The sequence below is a fragment of the Hymenobacter sp. GOD-10R genome, assembly GCF_035609205.1.
Lineage (GTDB): Bacteria > Bacteroidota > Bacteroidia > Cytophagales > Hymenobacteraceae > Hymenobacter.
Map to the genome: position 1 here is coordinate 6,136,607 of NZ_CP141184.1, position 17,617 is coordinate 6,154,223.

The following is a 17,617-nucleotide window of genomic DNA, read 5'->3' on the forward strand; positions in this document are numbered from 1 at the left end:
AGAGTTATGATCTAGATCTTATCCTAGGAACTACTTGGATTGATCTAAACGGCTCGCTCAACAGGACGGGCTCTTATCTCTTGCGCTGGCTTTACTCATACTCACGCTCATCAACTACTTCCACAGCAGCTTCTTGCACAGCCAGAGGCAACGTGAATAGAAACAAGCTCCCACGATCTGGGGCGCTTTCTACCCACAGCTGCCCACCCTGCGCCGTGATGAATTCGCGTGACAAACTGAGACCTAGGCCCGAGCCGCCCCGCTGTCCGCCGGGGTTGGGTACTTGCGCGAAGCGCTGAAAGATGCGTTTGTGGTATTGGCTCGAAATGCCCGGTCCGTGGTCTTGCACGCTCAGCCGTACCATATCGCCCCACTGCACCGCTTTGATAATCAATGCTTCGCGGTGCGGCGAGTAGCGGATAGCATTCGACAGCAGATTGATCAGCACCCACGTCGTTTTCTCCAGGTCAGCGTGCACGGTTGGCAGGTTATCCGAAACCTGAATTTCGAGGCACAACTCTTTGTCTTCGAGCTGGGGGCGCACGGTTTCGGTGGCGTAGCGCACCACGTCGGCCATTGCCACGGTTTGCACGTTGAGCTTGATGCCAGCACCGGCATCGAGGCGGGCCACATCAAGCAGTTGGGTCACCATACCTAGCAGTCGTTTCGTTTCGTCGCGGATACCGCTGGCAATGCGCTGGCGCTCGGCTACGTCGGTGCGCTCATCTTGCAACAACATCAAACTCAGGTTGATGCTCGCGAGCGGCGTCTTTAACTCGTGCGACACGGTGGCCAGGAAGTTCGACTTCACTTGGTCTAGCTTTTTGAACTCCGAGATGTTACGCAACGACAGGATGTGCCCCACAAACTCTGTCTTTTGCACCGCCTCATTGAAGGAAACAATCGGATGCACCGACAAGCGGTAATACGCCTCTTCCCCGTTGTAAAACAAAGTAAACACAGGCGACAACTTCGCTGGGTCGGCCTGGGGCGGTAGGTCCAGCGGCGCTAGCACGCGACCTAGCAACTCGTTCTCACGAGCCACTTCCTCCGCCGAATAGCCTACCAGCTGCTCCGCTGTTTGCCCTAGCAGTTCACAAGCTACCTTGTTGACCAACAAAATATTTCGGTTCTGATCAACAAGCAACAGGCCTTCATCCAGGCTTTGCACGATGCTTTCCATGCGGTTGCGCTCTGTAATCAGCTCGGCGCGGGTGGCGCGGCGGTCGTCTTGGGCTTGCACTAGCACCCGGTTCACGGCCTCGGCCATGCTACCTAGCTCATCCTCTTTGCTAACGGCTACTCGCGTGGCGGGCCCCGGCCCGGCTACATCTTCCACCTGGGCCGTCAGGCGGCGAAGCGGGCGCACCAAGATGCGCGGTAAGCGCACGACCAAGGCAGTACCCAGCAGCGCACTCAACCCTAGCACAAGCAGCACCGAGCGACGTGCTCCTGCTGCCGAAGTAGTTGCGCGTTGGGTTTCGGCGTTAAATGATTTTATGTTGAGGCTGACCACTCGGTGCGTTTGGGCACGCAATAGTCGCAACGTTGGCCAGCGCTGTGCAAGCGGAGCTTGGGCATCCAGCAAGCGTTGGTAGTAAGCTAGGTTCTGCGTCAGCGAATCCACTAGCTCTACCTCGCCCGTCTCGGTGATGTTGGTGGCTTCGCGGGTCAGTGCCCGCCGAAATTGCTCTATCGGCGCCGCTAAGTCGGGTTGCTCCTCCATTTGCTCCAGCGCCAGCAGCATCTGCTGCCCATATTCGACGGAGAAGAAGTTGCGCCGCTGCATAGCGCGGGCGCCCCCTTCCAGTTGCTGAATGGTGAAAAAAGCATAGCCACCTAGCCCGAGCAACAGCCCCAGCATAGTAAGGATGCTCAGCCGAATTTTGGTTTTTAGAGACATGATGGGCGACTCAGAAAATGAGAGTTTCTGTCTGTCAAGTAGTAAAGGAACGTCATGCTGAGCTTGCCGAAGCATCTCGCGTGCTGACACATTGCAATAGTAATCAGACGACCGCACGCGAGATGCTTCGGCAAGCTCAGCATGACGTTCTGTAGAGTAAGACGAGTAAGCTACTACCTAGCTCTCAATGCCATACTCCTGCAACTTCCGGTAGAGCGTCGTTAGGCCAATACCTAGCTTCTTGGCGACTTCCGGCTTATTGCCTTGCAAATCGAGCATGATGCGGCTGATGTGGCGGGCTTCCACAGCGCGCAGGCTCTCGTCGTCGCCGTCGAGGCGGACGGGACGGGCGCGGGCATGGAATTCGTCGGGCAGCAGGTCGGCGTTGAGGGGTTCGTTGGGGAGGGCGAGGATGGCAGCGCGTTCGAGCACATTCTTCAGCTCGCGCACGTTGCCGGGCCACTCGTATTGTTGGAGCAGACGGAGGCACTCGGGCTCGAAGCCGGGCAGGCGCTTACCTAGCTTCGCCGCGAAGTATTGCAGGAAGAAGTTAGCTAGCAGCGGCACGTCGGAAGGCCTAGCTTTGAGGGGCGGCACGTCGATGGTAAACACCGAGAGGCGGTAGTACAGATCGGGGCGGAACCGGCCTTCGGCGGCTTCTTGCTTGAGGTTGCGGTTGGTGGCCGCCACGAGCCGCACGTTCACGGAGCTAGGTTTGGTGTCGCCGAGCTTGGTGAACTGCTGCAACTCCAGCACCCGGAGGAACTTCGCCTGCACGTTTAGCTCTAGTTCGCCGATTTCGTCCAGGAACAGCGTGCCGCCGTTGGCTTCTTCCAGCAAGCCTTTCTTGTCGGTAAGGGCGCCGGTGAAAGCGCCTTTCTTGTAGCCAAACAGCTCCGATTCCAACAAATCCTTCGGGAAGGCGCTACAGTTCACGGCCACAAACGACTTCAGCCGCCGCTCGCTGGCTTGGTGAATGGCTTGCGCAAACAGCTCCTTGCCCGAGCCCGTGGGGCCTTCCAGCAGCACCGTCGAGTCGGTGGGGGCTACTTGCTCGCCTAGGTTCTGGGCCTTGCGCAGCGCCGCCGATTCGCCAATCATGGAGGAAAAGCTGTGGCGCTGACCGACTTTCTTTTCCAGTTCGGTCACGCGGCGGCGCAATCTAGCTTTCTCGGCGGCCCGTTCCACCACCACCACGAGTTGCTGCTCGAAGTCGCCTTTGGTCAGGTAGTCGAAGGCGCCTTGCTTCATGGCCCGCACGCCGTCGGGGATGGTGCCGAAGGCGGTCAGCAGCACCACTTCCGCGTCGGGAGCTTTGGCCTTAAACTTGGGCAGCAGATCGACGCCGTGGGCATCGGGCAGCTTCACGTCGGAGATGACGACCAGCACCTCCTCGGCGTGCTGTTGGAGCAGTTCGAGGCCGCGGTAGGCGTCGGGCGCTTGCACGACCGTGTAGCCTTCCAGCTCTAGCACCCTAGCTAGCAGCTGGCGCAAGCGGGCTTCGTCGTCGATGAGGAGGAGTGTGCCGGTGGGCATAGTAAAGGAAATAGTTGAAGCGAAGGTAATAGTCCGTTGCCATGTAGAGACGCGACACTTCGCGTCTCCTCGTTGCTGATGTTGTTTACCTAGATCATTCTTGGTGTGTCGTTCAACGGCGAGACGCGAAGTGTCGCGTCTCTACAAGCGTTCAGCGAAATAAGCCTTCTCCGTTATCGTACTCTTTTTGCCAACGGGTTGGATTTGAGGACACATACGCCCTGATGCGCTCTAGTTCGTGTTGATTGCGTACGACTCGGTCATGAAAGCGCGCTTGCCATTCAAATTCGAGATTGTTGTGGCGCGCGTAGGTAGTAACGGCTGATTTGAATCCGCGCAACACAGATGCTAAGTTTAGAGATTGAGAGCCAAAGCGGTTATTGTAATTCTGTATAGGTGTACTATTCTCTGGTGCCTCTCTATCGAACAGCAATACACCATGCAAATGATCAGGCATCAACACAAATGCATCCAACCGGATAAACGGTGCAAGTTGAGGTATGAATTCCCAGCACGCTAATGCTTTTCTACCTAACATACTAGGTTGTAAGAAAGCGGCGTCCCAATGTCCATTAGGAACTTCTATCGCTCCAAAATAAGGCTGGCGATTTTTTGTGCAGATCGTTACGAAATAAGCTCCACTTTGCCCATAGTCATAGCCGAGTAACCGCGTTGAAGCTACTCGGTACTTTTCCTGATAATGTGCATCTTCCATCATGTACACCCACTGTAGAGACGCGACACTTCGCGTCTCGCCGTTGAACGATAATCGTTAAATTTATTAGTAGGTGATAAATCAAATAGCTATCCAGAAGTAAACCCTCGCCTCAGTCGTTCAACGAAGAGACGCGAAGTGTCGCGTCTCTACATCGTGCAATTTTCACCTCCCTAACTCCGCCGAATCTCTTCTTTAATCTCCTCCACAAACTGCGCGAACTCCGGCTCGGCTTCCACGTTTGGGTGCCAGGCTAGGCCCATCTCGGCGAGGTTGTATTGGTGCTGCTGGTTGATGGTGGCACCGGGCAGCAGGTTGCCGGCGGCGTCGCGTTCGTAGCCTAGCAGCCAGAGGCGGTCGGCGAGGGCGGTGGTGGTCACGATGTCGTGGGAGACGATGATGACGGTGTTGAGTTCGTCCATGGTGGTCACTTCCACGATGATCTTTTTTACCTCGTCGATCATGGCGATGTCGAGGCCGGAGAAGGGCTCGTCGAGCAGGATGAGGTGGTCGGAGCAGAGGAGCTGCTGGGCAATGGCGGCTCGTTGACGCTGTCCGCCGGAGAGGTGGGCCGGGTACTTTTTGCGGTGCGGCGTGAGGCAGAAGCGCTCTAGGTAGCTTTCCACCTGCTGGCGGGCTTCCTCGGGGTTGTACTTGCGCTCGGCAGCCACCAGCAGGTTATCGACCAGCGTGCGGTGGTTGAACAGTGGGTAGCGCTGCTGCACGAAGCCCACGGCGCCCGGCTTCACGGGTTCTTGCTCCACGCCTACTTGCACGGTGCCCTTCGTCGGGGCCACGAGGCCGGCCATAATGCGGCACAGCACCGACTTGCCAATGCCCGAGCGTCCGTAGAAGCCCACCACTTGCCCTTGCTTCATATTGGGCCGCACCACGTCAAGCACCTGGGCGCTGATGTCGCGCAGCACCAGCTCGCCGCCGAAGGACATGGAGACGTTGTCGAGCGTGAGAACGGGTTCTTTATAGAAATAGGGAGTCATGGTTTTTGAGGGATTGTTGTAATGAGTGAACCGGCAATTCTAACCCGTTGTCATCCTGAGCTTGCGAAGGACCTTCTCACGTGAGAACGGCCGATGTAACAATGACTCGTTCAATTGGCATTAGGTCCTTCGCAAGCTCAGGATGACAGAACCTTATGACCGATAGTGCTTTGTGATAGATAGCTAGGTTACTTAGCCGCGCCGAGCCACGAATAGGGGAAGAACACGCGGCGGAGCAGCACAAACACATAGTCTTGCAGGGCGCCAGTGGCTAGGATGACTAGCTGAATGGCTACTACGCCATCCAGGTGCAGGTAGCGGTTTTGCTTGTAGAGCAGCAGGCCGATGCCGCCTTCCGACTGGTACAGCGTTTCGACCAGCGTAATCATGGTCCAGATAATGGCGAAGTTTTGGCGCACAACTTCCAGCATTTCATCGAGCTTGCCGAGCACGACCACTTCGTAGAAGGCGCGCCACTCGCTCATACCTAAGGTGCGGGCGTGGTCCATTTCTTCTTGCGTGGTGGTCAGGATAACGCTGGTCATGCCTGTAACGAGGTAGACCGTCGCGCCGAAGATGAGCACCGAGAGTTTCACTTCGTGGCCCGAGCTGACCATCAGGGCCATGAAGAACGTGAGACCGGTGAGCGTCAGGTAGCGCATCTTGGTGGCCGCGTAGGCAATGGGACGGAAGAAGGGCAGCGCCGTCAGGTAAGAAATTAGCAGGGCGAGCACCGTGGCAATGGCAATAGATTGTAGGGCCGTTGTCATGCTCGCCCAAAGCTCCTGAATGAGACCTTGATCGGCAATCAGGCTGCCTAAGGAGCGGAATACGTCACCTAGGCTCGGGAAGAGTTGCAGCGGGTAGAACATCCAGAGCAACAGTAGCACAAAGGCTTGCGCGGCCACCATCGACATAAACACCAGCCGCTGCGGATTGGCATTTGGTGTGAAAAGCGTCTTCATGGAATAGGAAGTAATTATCAAATCTGAACGTCATGCTGAGCTTGTCGAAGCATCTCGCGTGCAATCATTGTGGTAGTAACTTTCTGATGATTGGAGTTACCATTGCACGCGAGATGCTTCGACTCCGCTCCGCTGCGCTCAGCATGACGTTCTTTAGTTTAGATTGACTGGGCAATTAGTTGCCTAGCACAATCTCCACGCGGCGGTTTTGGGCGCGGCCTTTGGGGGAGGCGTTGCTGGCGACGGGCTCGGTGGCACCGTGGGCGTACACTTGCACGCGGCCGTCGGGGAAGGCGCTGGAGCTTTTTTGCTCCAACCAGTGCTCCACGGCGAGGGCGCGGTCTTCGGAAAGCTGCTGGTTGCGCTGCGGGTCGCCGACGTTGTCGGTATGGCCGTGCACGGCTACTTTCAGGCGACCAGCTACTACTAGGTCATCAAAGAGCTGATTCAGCTGGCGCTGCGTTTCGGGCGTGAAGGCGCTTTTGCCGGTTTCGAACTCGATGTTCCAGGCCCGCTTGCTCACGCTCTGGCGGATTTCGTCGTCGGCGGCAAACTTCTGGGTTTCGGCGGGGGCAATGGCTTTGCCTTTGTATTGCGTTTGCAGCTTGCGCAGCAGATCTAGGTCGAGCATTTCGTCGAGCGGCACGTAGCTTGGCAACTCTTTGGGGTACAACCGCTTTTGCACATCGCCGAAGGTTTTATAAACCGAAGCGTAGATGTTGGTGCCGCCGTTGTCGAGGCCGAATAGGGTCAGGTTATCGGCGAAGTTGAAGGCCTTGCTACCACCTAGCTCCACTACCTCGCCGTTGCGGTCGGTTTCGCTCACGCCTTTGTAGTACTTGAGCCAGTACGCGCCGGGCTTGTCTTGGTCGCCGTACACGGCGGCGGAGATGTCGGCGGCACGTTGTAATGCTTCGGGATGGGTTTTTACCTGGTCGCCGGCGACTGCCATGGCAGTCATGATGCCGGTAACTTCTTTTTGGTGAGCGTCGTACCAGCGCTTGGTCGTCACCATAATGTTGGGCATCTGGTTCGAGTAGTCTTTGGTCGACACAATGTTCACGAGGCCACCTTTCTGCTTGGCAATGTTCACGTCGCCGGGGGTCCAGGTGGCAACGCCGTCGGCTACCACGTCGGTTTTTACGCCGGTGTTTTTGCCGTTCACCACTTTGGTGCGCGACTCCGGCTTGCCCACGATGTACTTTTCGGCGGCCACTAGGAAGTCGCTGGCAGCCATAAAGTTCACAGCTTCGGGGTCGTAGGTTGTTTCGTCGGGGTTTACCTTCAGACCGTTGTCGGCGCACCATTTCAGGGCTATGTTCTGGTCGCCGTCGCGCAGGTAACAGGCAATAGTTTTGCCTAGGGCCGATTTCGGATTGTCGAGCCATTCTTTTGGACCCATCAGCTTATCCTCACCAAATGACTTACCGCAGCTGTAGGGCAGAATTTGCAAACTCGTACCCGCCTTTTGCAGCTGCATTTGCACGGCCGAGAAAGCCGGCAAACCGTCGCCCATGATGCTGACAATCAGGCCGGGCGTTTCGGGGTTGTTCTGCAAGTCGAGGGCATTCTTCACGAGGTCAGCCTGCATTTTGGACACGTCGTCTTGTCGCACGATCTGCATGTCGAGGCCGTTGGCAGCCATACTCGAACCTTGCGTCGTGCGCGGGCCGCCGTTGGCTAGCATACCCGCCATCTGCGAGTTCCAGGCCATTACTTCCCATACCACCGGTGCGCCTTTTTCGGCGGGCGTGGCGCCAGGTAGCGGAGCCAGCGGCACGGCGATGTTGGCGCGAGAGCCACCTGTGGCCGTGGGCAGCTCAATGGAGTTGAGTAATACCGATTGGGCTTCGGCTTTTTTGAACACGGCACCGCTGGAAACCAGCTTGTTGATGCCAAAGTAAAGGAGCACTGCGAGGAGGGCACCGAGTACTATTTTACCGCGAGTAGTCATTTTCGTAAAGACAAAAGGAGGTTGGTGCGCCGGTTTCGGCGCAAGATTTTCAGAGTTGATTGTACAGCTAGGGCTAGCAGCTCCCCTCCTTTTTTAAGGAGGGGTTGGGGGTGGTCCGGCTAGCGCTAGAAGTTTAAAGCTAGCATCGCTCTGACGGTTTTACCACCCCGCCCTTTGGGCACCCCTCCTTAAAAAAGGAGGGGAGTTGACCGGCTATTATCCTAGCCGATGAGGCAAGCCAGGCCTAGGCAGAGGAGCGCACTAATCAAGGAGGCTAGAATAGGCATCGTCGGTGGCTTTGCGGGTTTGAGCCGCGTTCAGGGTGTTGATCGGCTTTTCTTCCATGATGGCGTTGAAGTCGCCCTTCTGGTATTTCTCCAGCAGGCGCTGGCCTTTCTCGCTCATCACGCCGTTCTGGATGTCCATTTCCTTCACAAACTCTTGACTGTAGCGCATGGCCTGCTTGATCTGGCCGAGTTGCTGGGCCATGTCTTGGGCGACGCGGTCGGTGGCTAGGTCGAAGAAGTACTTCTTGTCGGGGTCGCCGCGGAGGATGTTCATGGCGGCGCGCATGCCGGAGCTGGTGCGTTTCACGAGCTCGTACTCATCTTTCAAGAGATTGACCTTGAACTTGCTACCGTCGATTTGGCGCAGGGCGGCTTTCAAGATCTGGCGCATCACCAGGGTCACGTTGGCCGTGGTGGTGAGCATGGGTTGCAGGCGCTGGTTGTACTCTTGCAGCTGGGCAGCGCGGGAGGCGTAGCTTTCGGCGGCATCCTTTTCGCCCTGCCGACCAGCGGAGCTAGCCAGCGAGAGGTACTCCTTCATCTGCTCGGTGTTGGCGTTCATCTTGCGCTTCACCAGCTCGTGCGCCCCTTCGATGTGACCGACTTCGGCGTTCATCTTGTGGGCTTCCTGCTCGGTGTTGCGGATGTAGTCTTCCATAATGCCGATGGGGTCCGTGTTGACGAAAATGCCCGCGGCGGTGCGGAAGATGCGCTGCCCGGCGTACCACAGCCCGGCTTTGATGCGCTTATTCGTAGCCAGCAAAAACAACGCGAACAGCGCCCCTACCCCGATACCTAGCTTCACAGTATCGAACACGATATCGACCAGATACGGTACGATCTGACCCCAGAAGTACACGCCCGCGGCGGCCGCACCTGCTAAAAAGACCCAGCCAGCGGCTTTCTCCGGCTTCTGCCACTTGGGCAAGCCAGCATCTTGAGAAGAAGGAGAGAGTAACGTGTTCATTTTCGTAGTGTTGAGTAGTTAGTTTTGAGTTTTGGACGATGAAGTGGAGGCTAGTGAGCCATGTTCGTGACTGCACTATTTCACCATGGCGCTCACTGCCTGCCGATGTGCACTTAAGTCGGCGGTAGCGCTGGCGTTGGCTAGCTCGTAGGAGGCGAGGGCTGCGGTGGCTTTCTGGCGCTCGTCGTTGAGTTGCTGCTGCGCGGCCACGAGTTGCTGGCTCTTCTCTTCTAGCTTGCGCGTGAGGTCAGCTAGGTCGGCTTGCAGCTGCTTTTCTTGTTGCAAGAGCTGCACGATGGCGCTCGGCGGCGCTTTTGGCGTCTGGATTTCGCCTAGCTTTTCGCGGTGGCGCTCCAGCACTTTGGTGCGGTCGGCGGCTAGCTTTTGCTCGAACTGGTCGGCGGAGGCTAGCAGGCTAGGTAAGTCGAGGCCGGTGATGGCGGCAAAGGCGTTGAAGGCCGTTTGGTAGAGCACCGGGCCCGCTAGCCCGCTGGCGGCCATGCTCTTCACCATCTTGGTATAGGCCACGAAGTCTTTGCCGTCGCCGGTCAGCAGCGTGCTGATGTGGTCGAGGTGGCGCTGCTCGGGTTGAGTGACTGTCGTAGTAGGCGCCGTTCCGAAGGCCACTGGGCTAGCTGCTACCGGCGGCGTGTAAGGCGTTTGCGCCGTCGGCAGCGGCCGGGTTGGTTCGGCCTTCGCCGCGCCGTGGCCGTCGTCTTCGATGAAAAAGTCTTTCGCCGCTTTGGCGATGTTGTCCAGGATAGCCATTGGAAAGGCAGGTTGGTGATTGATTACATGGACCTGAATCCAACACCGATGCCGTTCCCGAAAATTATTTTGACTTATTACATAAATATCTCACATTCAGTAATATAATAAAAATACCCCTGCCAAGCGCTGTGCCTGACAGGGGTATTTTTTCCATTATGGAAATGGTTTTCTTTCCGAAACTGCAAGCTGCCTACCGGTGAAATGCAGCAGAGTTGGTCGTCATGACTCGTCTATTGGTCCGACACTTAAGGCGTCAGACCGGCAGGCGTACGCTTTACTCCTTCACGAAGCGCCACACAACTTCTTTATCCTCCGCGTGCATGCGCAGCAAATACAGGCCAGGTATCAAGCTGCTGACTCCTACTTTACTACCCGGCTCCAGCGTGCCGCTTTGCACTGCCACGCCTTCATCATTCACCACGTCGTAAGTCAGTGCGTGCCGCAGGTTCTTGATTGACAGCTCATCGAAAGTTGGGTTAGGATACACCTCCAACTCTGCTTCGCTCAACGCCAAAGCGCTAGCCCCTTCGTGCAAGGCCAACGTTGGATTGCCTTCTACAGTGTACACAGGCTGTCCGTTGGTAGCTGCATTTTGCGCGTACTCCACCACCCGCACATAGTACGTCCGCTGGGGGTCGAGCCCCTTTAGGTGTACTGCGTTGGTGTCGGCATTAGCTACCACGAACGTACCGTTGCCTAGGTCAGTGCCTTGGCCGAAAGTAGCATTGGCCAGGTAATGGATGCCATCTGCCGGGAAAGCATCAACGGGGCTATCGGCTTTCAACAACACCAACCGGCGGGTGCCGTTGCCACTGTGCCATTGCAGCTGCTCGCTAGTAGAGTCGAGCGAAGTGCTAGTGAGCTCCGTTGCGTTTTGCTCCGGGGTAAATAGGTCGTGCTCCGGCCAGCTCGCGACGCCACGCACGCACGTCCATCCCAAGCGGTCTAGGTCCTTCCAAAACTGTGGGTCGGGGCTGCTGCTGTTCAGCAGGATAGCCCACGTGTAACCCCCGTTCGTGCGTACGAGGTAGCTGGCCGAGCCATCGAGGTAGCCAGTGTGCCACCAGGCATTCGGGCCTACCTGCCACCCTTTCGCATAGCCCGGGTTCACGGCCGAAGGCTGCGCCATCGCGCTGATGGTAGCGGGCGCCAGCACGTCAGGCCGCGTTGCAAAACCATCAGCGGCCAACATCAGGCGTACTAAGTCGCGGGCGGAGAACAGCCAGCCCCCGTGTGCGCTCATCGCTTCCAGGTTGAAGCCGCCATACGCCCGCGGGACTTTTTGGCCGGTGCCATAGCAAGAAAGCATGCGCCCCGTGCTCTGGTATTCGCTCTCCCGCTCCTGCCGGTCGCCCAATCTATTATGACCTAGGTGGGCTTCCAGTACACCGCTAGGTAGCAGCAGCTGTTCGCGCACCCATTTCTCATACGATTGGTGCGCAATCACTTCTACTAGCTTGCCCAGCACCAAATAGCCAATGTTGGAGTACGCGTAATGCGTGCCCGGTGCGTAGTTCAGGCCCTTTGTCAACATGAAGCGCACCAGCGTAGAATCAGCAACTGGGTTGGAGGCTTTCATAGCCGCGGTAACGTACAGCGGAAAGTCGATGGGGTCGCAGCCCCCGAAGCCGTCGCAACCGATGGTTCGGTCCCAGCCGGCGGTGTGCTCCAGCAGCTGCTGCACGGTAATATCGTAGAGCCGGTCATCCGTAACCGCACCGCTGTAATAAGGACTGTTGAGGTAACCAGTTGGCCCAAACACCTTATGAGAAAGGCTGATCTTTCCTTGCTCAACCAGCTTCATGATAGCGAGGGCCGTCACTGATTTCGAAACGCTCGCCACCCGCAGCAGGTGAAAAGGACGCAGAGGAGTAGTACGAGCTAGGTCGGCGTAGCCGAAAGCTCGTTCGTACATGAGTTTACCGTTGCGGGTGATGGCCACTGAAGCACCTAACACATTCCACCGTTTTACAAAGCGCTGAACGGTAGAGTCGCAGGAAGCTAGCTCAGGAACGGAGATGCCCGTTTGGGCAGCCACTTTTAAGGTAAATAGTACAAAAAGAAGCGTAAATATTTTCTTCAAATAGGAGCCATAAGCAGGTAAGCCAATGCGGTGTACACCAGCATTGCAAGCACCTCTGTACAAGAAATAGTTTTATTGAATTATTCCCACGGCAAGCGGCAACTGACACTTTGCTAGCGCTTAGATTACTTCACTAGCAAATCCTACTTGTGAATAGGTTCATGAACAGCATTACCCCGCTTTACTGCTAGCATTCCAACAATTTGGAAGGCTTCAAAGCAGTTTCCAACTTCCTCTAGTTCATACTATAAGTTTCATTAAATCAACAATCTCAACTACTAACGCTACTCCGTATTCTATCAGAAGAAAACCAGAATAAGAGAGCAAGATAGCTAGCTGACACAAATCCAAAAAGCGTGCCTGACCAACAGGAGCTTTGCCTGTAGGATGCTATTGTGCCAATGAGGTGTTTCCAAGCTTAGCTAGCGCCTGAGAAGTCAGATCCTATGCCAGTAAAATTCTGGTTTACCCCTAGTAATAGCAGGGTGGCAACGCCATGGAACGGGCAGTAGCAGCCAAAGTAGGCTGGTATTCCGAGGGGGAATATTCCTTTACGGTTACTTCTTCTAGAATGCAGCCCTCATTTGTAGGCTGCGTCTTTTTACTTGAGTTTTCCGCATTTCTGCCTAAACTACGCTACCAATCCATTCCAAAACGATATTCCTTTGAAAAGACGCGAATTTGTAGGCCTGACCAGTTTGGCGGCGGGCGCGTTGTTTCTACCGAGCATTCCCGGCTTCGGGGGGACGCTGGTAGATCCAGAGCGCTTGCTCGAACAAGTGGATACGGCCGTAAAAAAACGCTTGGCCGATGCGGCCCTGAACGCAGCCAAATCGGCTGGGGCTAGCTACGCCGATGTGCGCATCGGCCGCTACCTCAACCAAAGTGTGTTTACCCGCGAAAAACAGGTCCAGAACATTGCCAGCGGTGAGAGCTACGGCGCCGGAGTGCGTGTAATTGCTAATGGTACCTGGGGTTTTGCCGCTACGAATACGGTAACGGAGGCAGGTTTAGCAAAAGCTGCTCAGACGGCCGTATCCATTGCCAAGGCCAACTCAAAAGCGCAGAAAGAGCAAGTACAACTCGCGCCGCAGAAAGGCTATGGCGAGGTAAGCTGGAAGACGCCCATCGTGCAAAACGCCTTCGAGGTGCCGATTGCACAGAAGGTGGAGCTGCTACTAGCCGCCAACGCCAAAGCCTTGGACAACGGAGCTAGCTTCGTGAATTCGTCGCTGTTTCAAATTAATGAGCAGAAGTACTTCGCCAGCACCGATGGCTCCTACATCGACCAAGATATTCACCGTATCTGGCCGAACTTCACGGTTTCGGTAGTCGACCGCGCTACAGGCAAGTTCCGCTCCCGCGATGGACTTAGCTCGCCGATGGGCCTAGGCTACGAGTACCTCACCCCCAAAGCTCAGGACCAGGTAGCTGGCCCCGCGGGCACGGGTCTTATTGGGTACAAGATGAGCTACGACATCTTGGCTGATGCTGCGCTGGCAGCTAAACAGGCGAAAGAGAAAATCACGGCCAAATCGGTGGTGCCGGGCAAGTACGATTTGGTGCTCGACCCCAACCACCTAGGTTTGACCATCCACGAGAGCATCGGGCACGCCACTGAGCTCGACCGCGTGCTGGGCTACGAAGCTAATTACGCCGGTACCAGCTTCGCCACGCTCGACAAGTGGAAAACGAAGAACTTCCAGTACGGCTCGAAGCTCGTGAACATTGTAGCCGACAAAACGCAGCCCGGCTCCCTAGGGGCCGTGGGCTACGACGACGAGGGCGTGAAAACGGGGCAGTGGGACTTGATCCGCAACGGCGTGCTGGTAGACTATCAGAAAATCCGCGACCAAGCAGGTATCGTCGGGCAAGACCACTCCGATGGCTGCTGCTACGCTCAGTCGTGGCAGGATGTGCAATTTCAGCGCATGGCCAACGTGAGCCTAGAGCCTGGCACCGCCAAGATGAGCGTCGACGACATGATTAAGAACGTCGATAAAGGCATTTATATCGCAGGCCGCGGGTCTTATTCCATTGACCAGCAGCGCTATAACTTCCAATTTGGCGGCCAAGTATTCTACGCCATCGAGAAGGGCAAGATTGCCGGCATGATCGAAGACGTGGCGTACCAAGCTAACACCCAGGAGTTCTGGAACAGCTGCGCCGCCGTCTGCGACAAGTCGGATTACCGCATGTTCGGCTCATTCTTCGACGGTAAAGGGCAGCCTTCGCAAGTTTCGGCCGTGAGCCACGGCTCGGCCACCACGCGCTTCAATGGCGTGAACGTGATTAATACCGCCCGCAAAATTGGGTAGCGCTTGCGCACTAGCATCTTAGCAAATCACCACATCAACATACATGGCAATTCTTTCCAAAGACGAAGCACAGACCATCCTCAAAAAGGTGCTTGGCTTCACCACGGCCGACGAGTGCGAGGCCACGCTTAACGGCGAAATCGGCGGCAACGTCCGCTCGGCACGCAACACTATTTCCACCGCGGGCGCCATTGATAATGTGTCGTTGGCCGTTGAAGCACGCTTTGGCAAGCGCTCGGGCGTAGCTACCTGCAACCAGTTCGATGACGCCACCTTGCGTCGCTGCGTACAACGCGCCGAAGAAATTGCGAAGCTAGCTCCCGAAAGCCCCGAGTACGTGCCCCTGCTTGGGCCACAGCAGTACCTAGCCGCACCGGCCTCTTTTGCCCAGAGCACGGCGAACATCACGCCCGACTACCGCGCTCAGCAAACGGCCGCCAGCATGAAGCTCTGCGACGCTAAGAAGCTAAGCTCCGCCGGCTTCCTAGAAGACTCGGCCGGTTTTATTGCCAAGCGCAACAACAAAGGCCTCGAAGCTTATCAACAGGCCACTACCCTTTCGTACTCCGTAACGGTGCGCACGCCCGACGGCACTGGCTCCGGCTACGCTACCGCCGACTACAACGACATCAGCAAGTTTGATGCAGCTCGCCTGACGCAGATTGCCGCTGACAAGGCCACCGGTTCGGTGGCTGCTAAAGCCATGGAGCCGGGCAAATACACCGTGATTCTGGAGCCCGCCGCGCTGGTAGCCAATACCGATGCTTCGTTGCTAGGTGCGCTGATGAACGCTTTCGATGCTCGCAACGCCGATGAAGGTCGCTCCTTCCTGAGCAAAAAAGGCGGCGGCAACCGTAAGGGCGAGAAGATGTTCGATGAGCGTGTGACCATCTACTCCGACCCCACCAATGCTGAGATTCCGGACCTGACGTTCTCGGGCGATGGTCGCCCGCAGAAGAAGGTGACTTGGATTGAGAAAGGTGTTGTGAAGAATATGTATACCTCCCGCTTCTGGGCGCAGAAGTCTGGTATTACGGATATCCCGCGCCCCGGTGGGTGGATTATGGAAGGCGGCACCCAGACCACAGCCGACTTGATCAAGGGCACTGCTAAAGGTATTCTGGTCACGCGCTTGTGGTACATCCGCCCCGTTGACCCCCAGACGCTCCTGTTCACGGGCCTGACGCGCGACGGTACGTTCTACATCGAGAACGGCAAGATCAAGCACCCCGTGAAGAACTTCCGCTTCAACGAGTCGCCTGTCATTATGCTCAACAACCTGGAAGCTATCGGTAAGCCCGTACGCTTGGCCGGCAACTTGGTGCCCCCGCTGAAAATCCGGGACTTCACCTTCACCAGCTTGTCCGACGCGGTATAGCATTGGCGCGGAGCTGTGTTCCGCGCTATTTGCCTTACCCCTTATTTCTCTTGAGCATATCAAAACGCTACTCCTTTGAAAAGACGTGACTTTGTAGGGCTAACCAGCTTAGCGGCTGGCGCTCTGTTTTTGCCTAGCATCCCTGGCTTCGGTCTGGGCAACGCCGTTGATCCGGCGCAGTTGCTGGAGCAAGTTGATACAGCCGTAAAGAAGCGCATGGCCGATGCGGCCTTGAACGCGGCCAAGTCGGCTGGGGCTAGCTACGCCGACGTGCGCATTGGCCGCTACCTCAACCAAGGCATATTTACCCGCGAGAAGCAGGTGCAGAACATTGCCAGCACCGAGAGCTACGGCGTAGGGGTGCGTGTCATTGCTAATGGCACTTGGGGTTTTGCTGCTACCAACGACGTTTCGGAAGCGGGCATTGCGAAAGCCGCTCAAACGGCCGTGCAGATTGCCAAAGCCAACTCGAAAGTGCAGAAGGAAGAGGTGAAACTGGCTCCTCAAAAGGGCTATGGCGAGGTAAGCTGGAAGACGCCTATCGTACAAAACGCCTTTGAAGTTCCGATTGCGCAGAAGGTAGAGCTGCTACTGGCTGCCAATGCCAAAGCGCTGGACAACGGCGCTAGCTTCGTGAACTCAGCCTTGTTCCAAGTAAACGAGCAGAAGTACTTCGCCAGCACCGATGGCTCCTACATCGATCAGGATGTACACCGTATTTACCCAACCTTTGGGGTGACAGTAGTCGATCGGGCGTCGGGCAAGTTCCGCTCGCGGCAGTCGCTCAGCTCACCCATGGGCCTAGGCTACGAGTACCTCACGCCGAAAGCGGCTGATAAAGTGGCAGGTCCTGCCGGCTCCGATGTGACCGGCTATAAGATGAGCTACGACATTCTGGAAGACGCCGCAGCCGCCGCCAAGCAAGCCAAGCAGAAGATTACGGCCAAGTCGGTAGTACCCGGCAAGTACGACTTAGTGCTCGATCCGCACCACCTAGGCCTGACAATTCACGAGAGTGTGGGCCATCCGCTAGAGCTCGACCGCGTGCTGGGCTACGAGGCCAACTACGCCGGCACCAGCTTTGCTACGCTCGACAAGTGGAAGAGCGGCAAGTTCCAATACGGCTCGAAGGAAGTGAACATTGTGGCTGACAAGCTACAACCCGGTTCGCTCGGCGCCGTGGGCTACGACGACGAGGGCGTGAAAACCAAGCAGTGGGACCTCATCAAACAAGGCGTCTTGGTGAACTACGAGAAGATTCGCGACCAAGCCCAAATGGTCGGCCAAAACGAATCGGATGGCTGCTGCTACTCGCAGTCGTGGCAGGATGTGCAGTTTCAGCGCATGCCCAACGTGAGCCTACAGCCCGGCAAAGCCAAGCTGTCGGTAGATGAGCTAGTGAAGGGTGTGGACAAAGGCATCTACATCGCCGGCAACGGCTCCTTCTCCATTGACCAGCAGCGCTATAACTTCCAGTTTGGCGGCCAAGTATTCTACGCCATCGAGAAGGGCAAGATTGCCGGTATGCTGGAAGATGTGGCGTACCAAGCCAACACCCAGGAGTTCTGGAACAGCTGCGCTGCTACCTGCGACGCTTCCGACTACCGCTTCGCGGGCTTCTTCAATGACGGCAAAGGCCAACCATCGCAGAGCTCAGCTGTGAGCCACGGCTCGGCTACCACGCGCTTCAACGGCGTGAACGTAATTAATACTGCTCGCAAAATCGGCTAATACCGCTGGTT

Annotated in this window: 12 protein-coding genes; 3 read left to right on the forward strand and 9 right to left on the reverse strand. The window is 56.5% G+C overall.

Going from position 1 to position 17,617, the window contains the following annotated elements; genetic code table 11:
• Positions 1-91 precede the first annotated feature (91 nt).
• The 9 genes from SD425_RS24440 to SD425_RS24480 form a co-directional block, all read right to left on the reverse strand.
• Positions 92-1,903: a sensor histidine kinase gene (locus SD425_RS24440; RefSeq protein WP_324673264.1), complete on the reverse strand. Its 1,812-nt coding sequence runs from the start codon at positions 1,901-1,903 to the stop codon at positions 92-94.
• Between the two features lie 177 nt (positions 1,904-2,080).
• On the reverse strand, positions 2,081-3,439 hold the full coding sequence (locus tag SD425_RS24445) for a sigma-54 dependent transcriptional regulator (protein ID WP_324673266.1): 1,359 nt from the start codon (positions 3,437-3,439) through the stop codon (positions 2,081-2,083).
• Positions 3,440-3,590: 151 nt separating this feature from the next.
• Complete coding sequence (locus SD425_RS24450; protein ID WP_324673268.1) at positions 3,591-4,157, reverse strand: hypothetical protein; 567 nt, start codon at positions 4,155-4,157, stop codon at positions 3,591-3,593.
• 170 nt (positions 4,158-4,327) lie between these two features.
• Positions 4,328-5,152 (reverse strand): ATP-binding cassette domain-containing protein, encoded by an 825-nt coding sequence (locus SD425_RS24455; RefSeq protein WP_188812761.1) that lies wholly within the window; start codon positions 5,150-5,152, stop codon positions 4,328-4,330.
• A gap of 188 nt (positions 5,153-5,340) precedes the next feature.
• Entirely contained in the window at positions 5,341-6,117 is a 777-nt protein-coding gene (locus SD425_RS24460) for a hypothetical protein (protein ID WP_324673272.1), read from the reverse strand.
• A gap of 175 nt (positions 6,118-6,292) precedes the next feature.
• Positions 6,293-8,071: an OmpA family protein gene (locus tag SD425_RS24465; protein ID WP_324673274.1), complete on the reverse strand. Its 1,779-nt coding sequence runs from the start codon at positions 8,069-8,071 to the stop codon at positions 6,293-6,295.
• 261 nt (positions 8,072-8,332) lie between these two features.
• The gene (locus SD425_RS24470) at positions 8,333-9,325 is read right to left on the reverse strand and encodes a PspA/IM30 family protein (RefSeq protein WP_324673276.1); all 993 of its coding nucleotides are present in this window, start codon (positions 9,323-9,325) and stop codon (positions 8,333-8,335) included.
• A gap of 75 nt (positions 9,326-9,400) precedes the next feature.
• Positions 9,401-10,093 (reverse strand): hypothetical protein, encoded by a 693-nt coding sequence (locus SD425_RS24475; protein WP_324673278.1) that lies wholly within the window; start codon positions 10,091-10,093, stop codon positions 9,401-9,403.
• Between the two features lie 277 nt (positions 10,094-10,370).
• Positions 10,371-12,179 (reverse strand): serine hydrolase, encoded by a 1,809-nt coding sequence (locus SD425_RS24480; RefSeq protein WP_324673281.1) that lies wholly within the window; start codon positions 12,177-12,179, stop codon positions 10,371-10,373.
• Positions 12,180-12,844: 665 nt separating this feature from the next.
• Between SD425_RS24480 and SD425_RS24485 the strand changes: the two genes are divergently transcribed.
• From SD425_RS24485 to SD425_RS24495, 3 genes are all read left to right on the forward strand, one after another.
• Positions 12,845-14,497: a TldD/PmbA family protein gene (locus SD425_RS24485; protein ID WP_324673284.1), complete on the forward strand. Its 1,653-nt coding sequence runs from the start codon at positions 12,845-12,847 to the stop codon at positions 14,495-14,497.
• A gap of 43 nt (positions 14,498-14,540) precedes the next feature.
• A complete protein-coding gene (locus SD425_RS24490) occupies positions 14,541-15,875 on the forward strand; it encodes a TldD/PmbA family protein (protein WP_324673286.1) in 1,335 nt (444 codons plus the stop codon).
• A gap of 75 nt (positions 15,876-15,950) precedes the next feature.
• Positions 15,951-17,606, forward strand: a complete 1,656-nt coding sequence (locus SD425_RS24495; RefSeq protein WP_324673288.1) for a TldD/PmbA family protein — start codon at positions 15,951-15,953, stop codon at positions 17,604-17,606.
• Positions 17,607-17,617 lie beyond the last annotated feature (11 nt).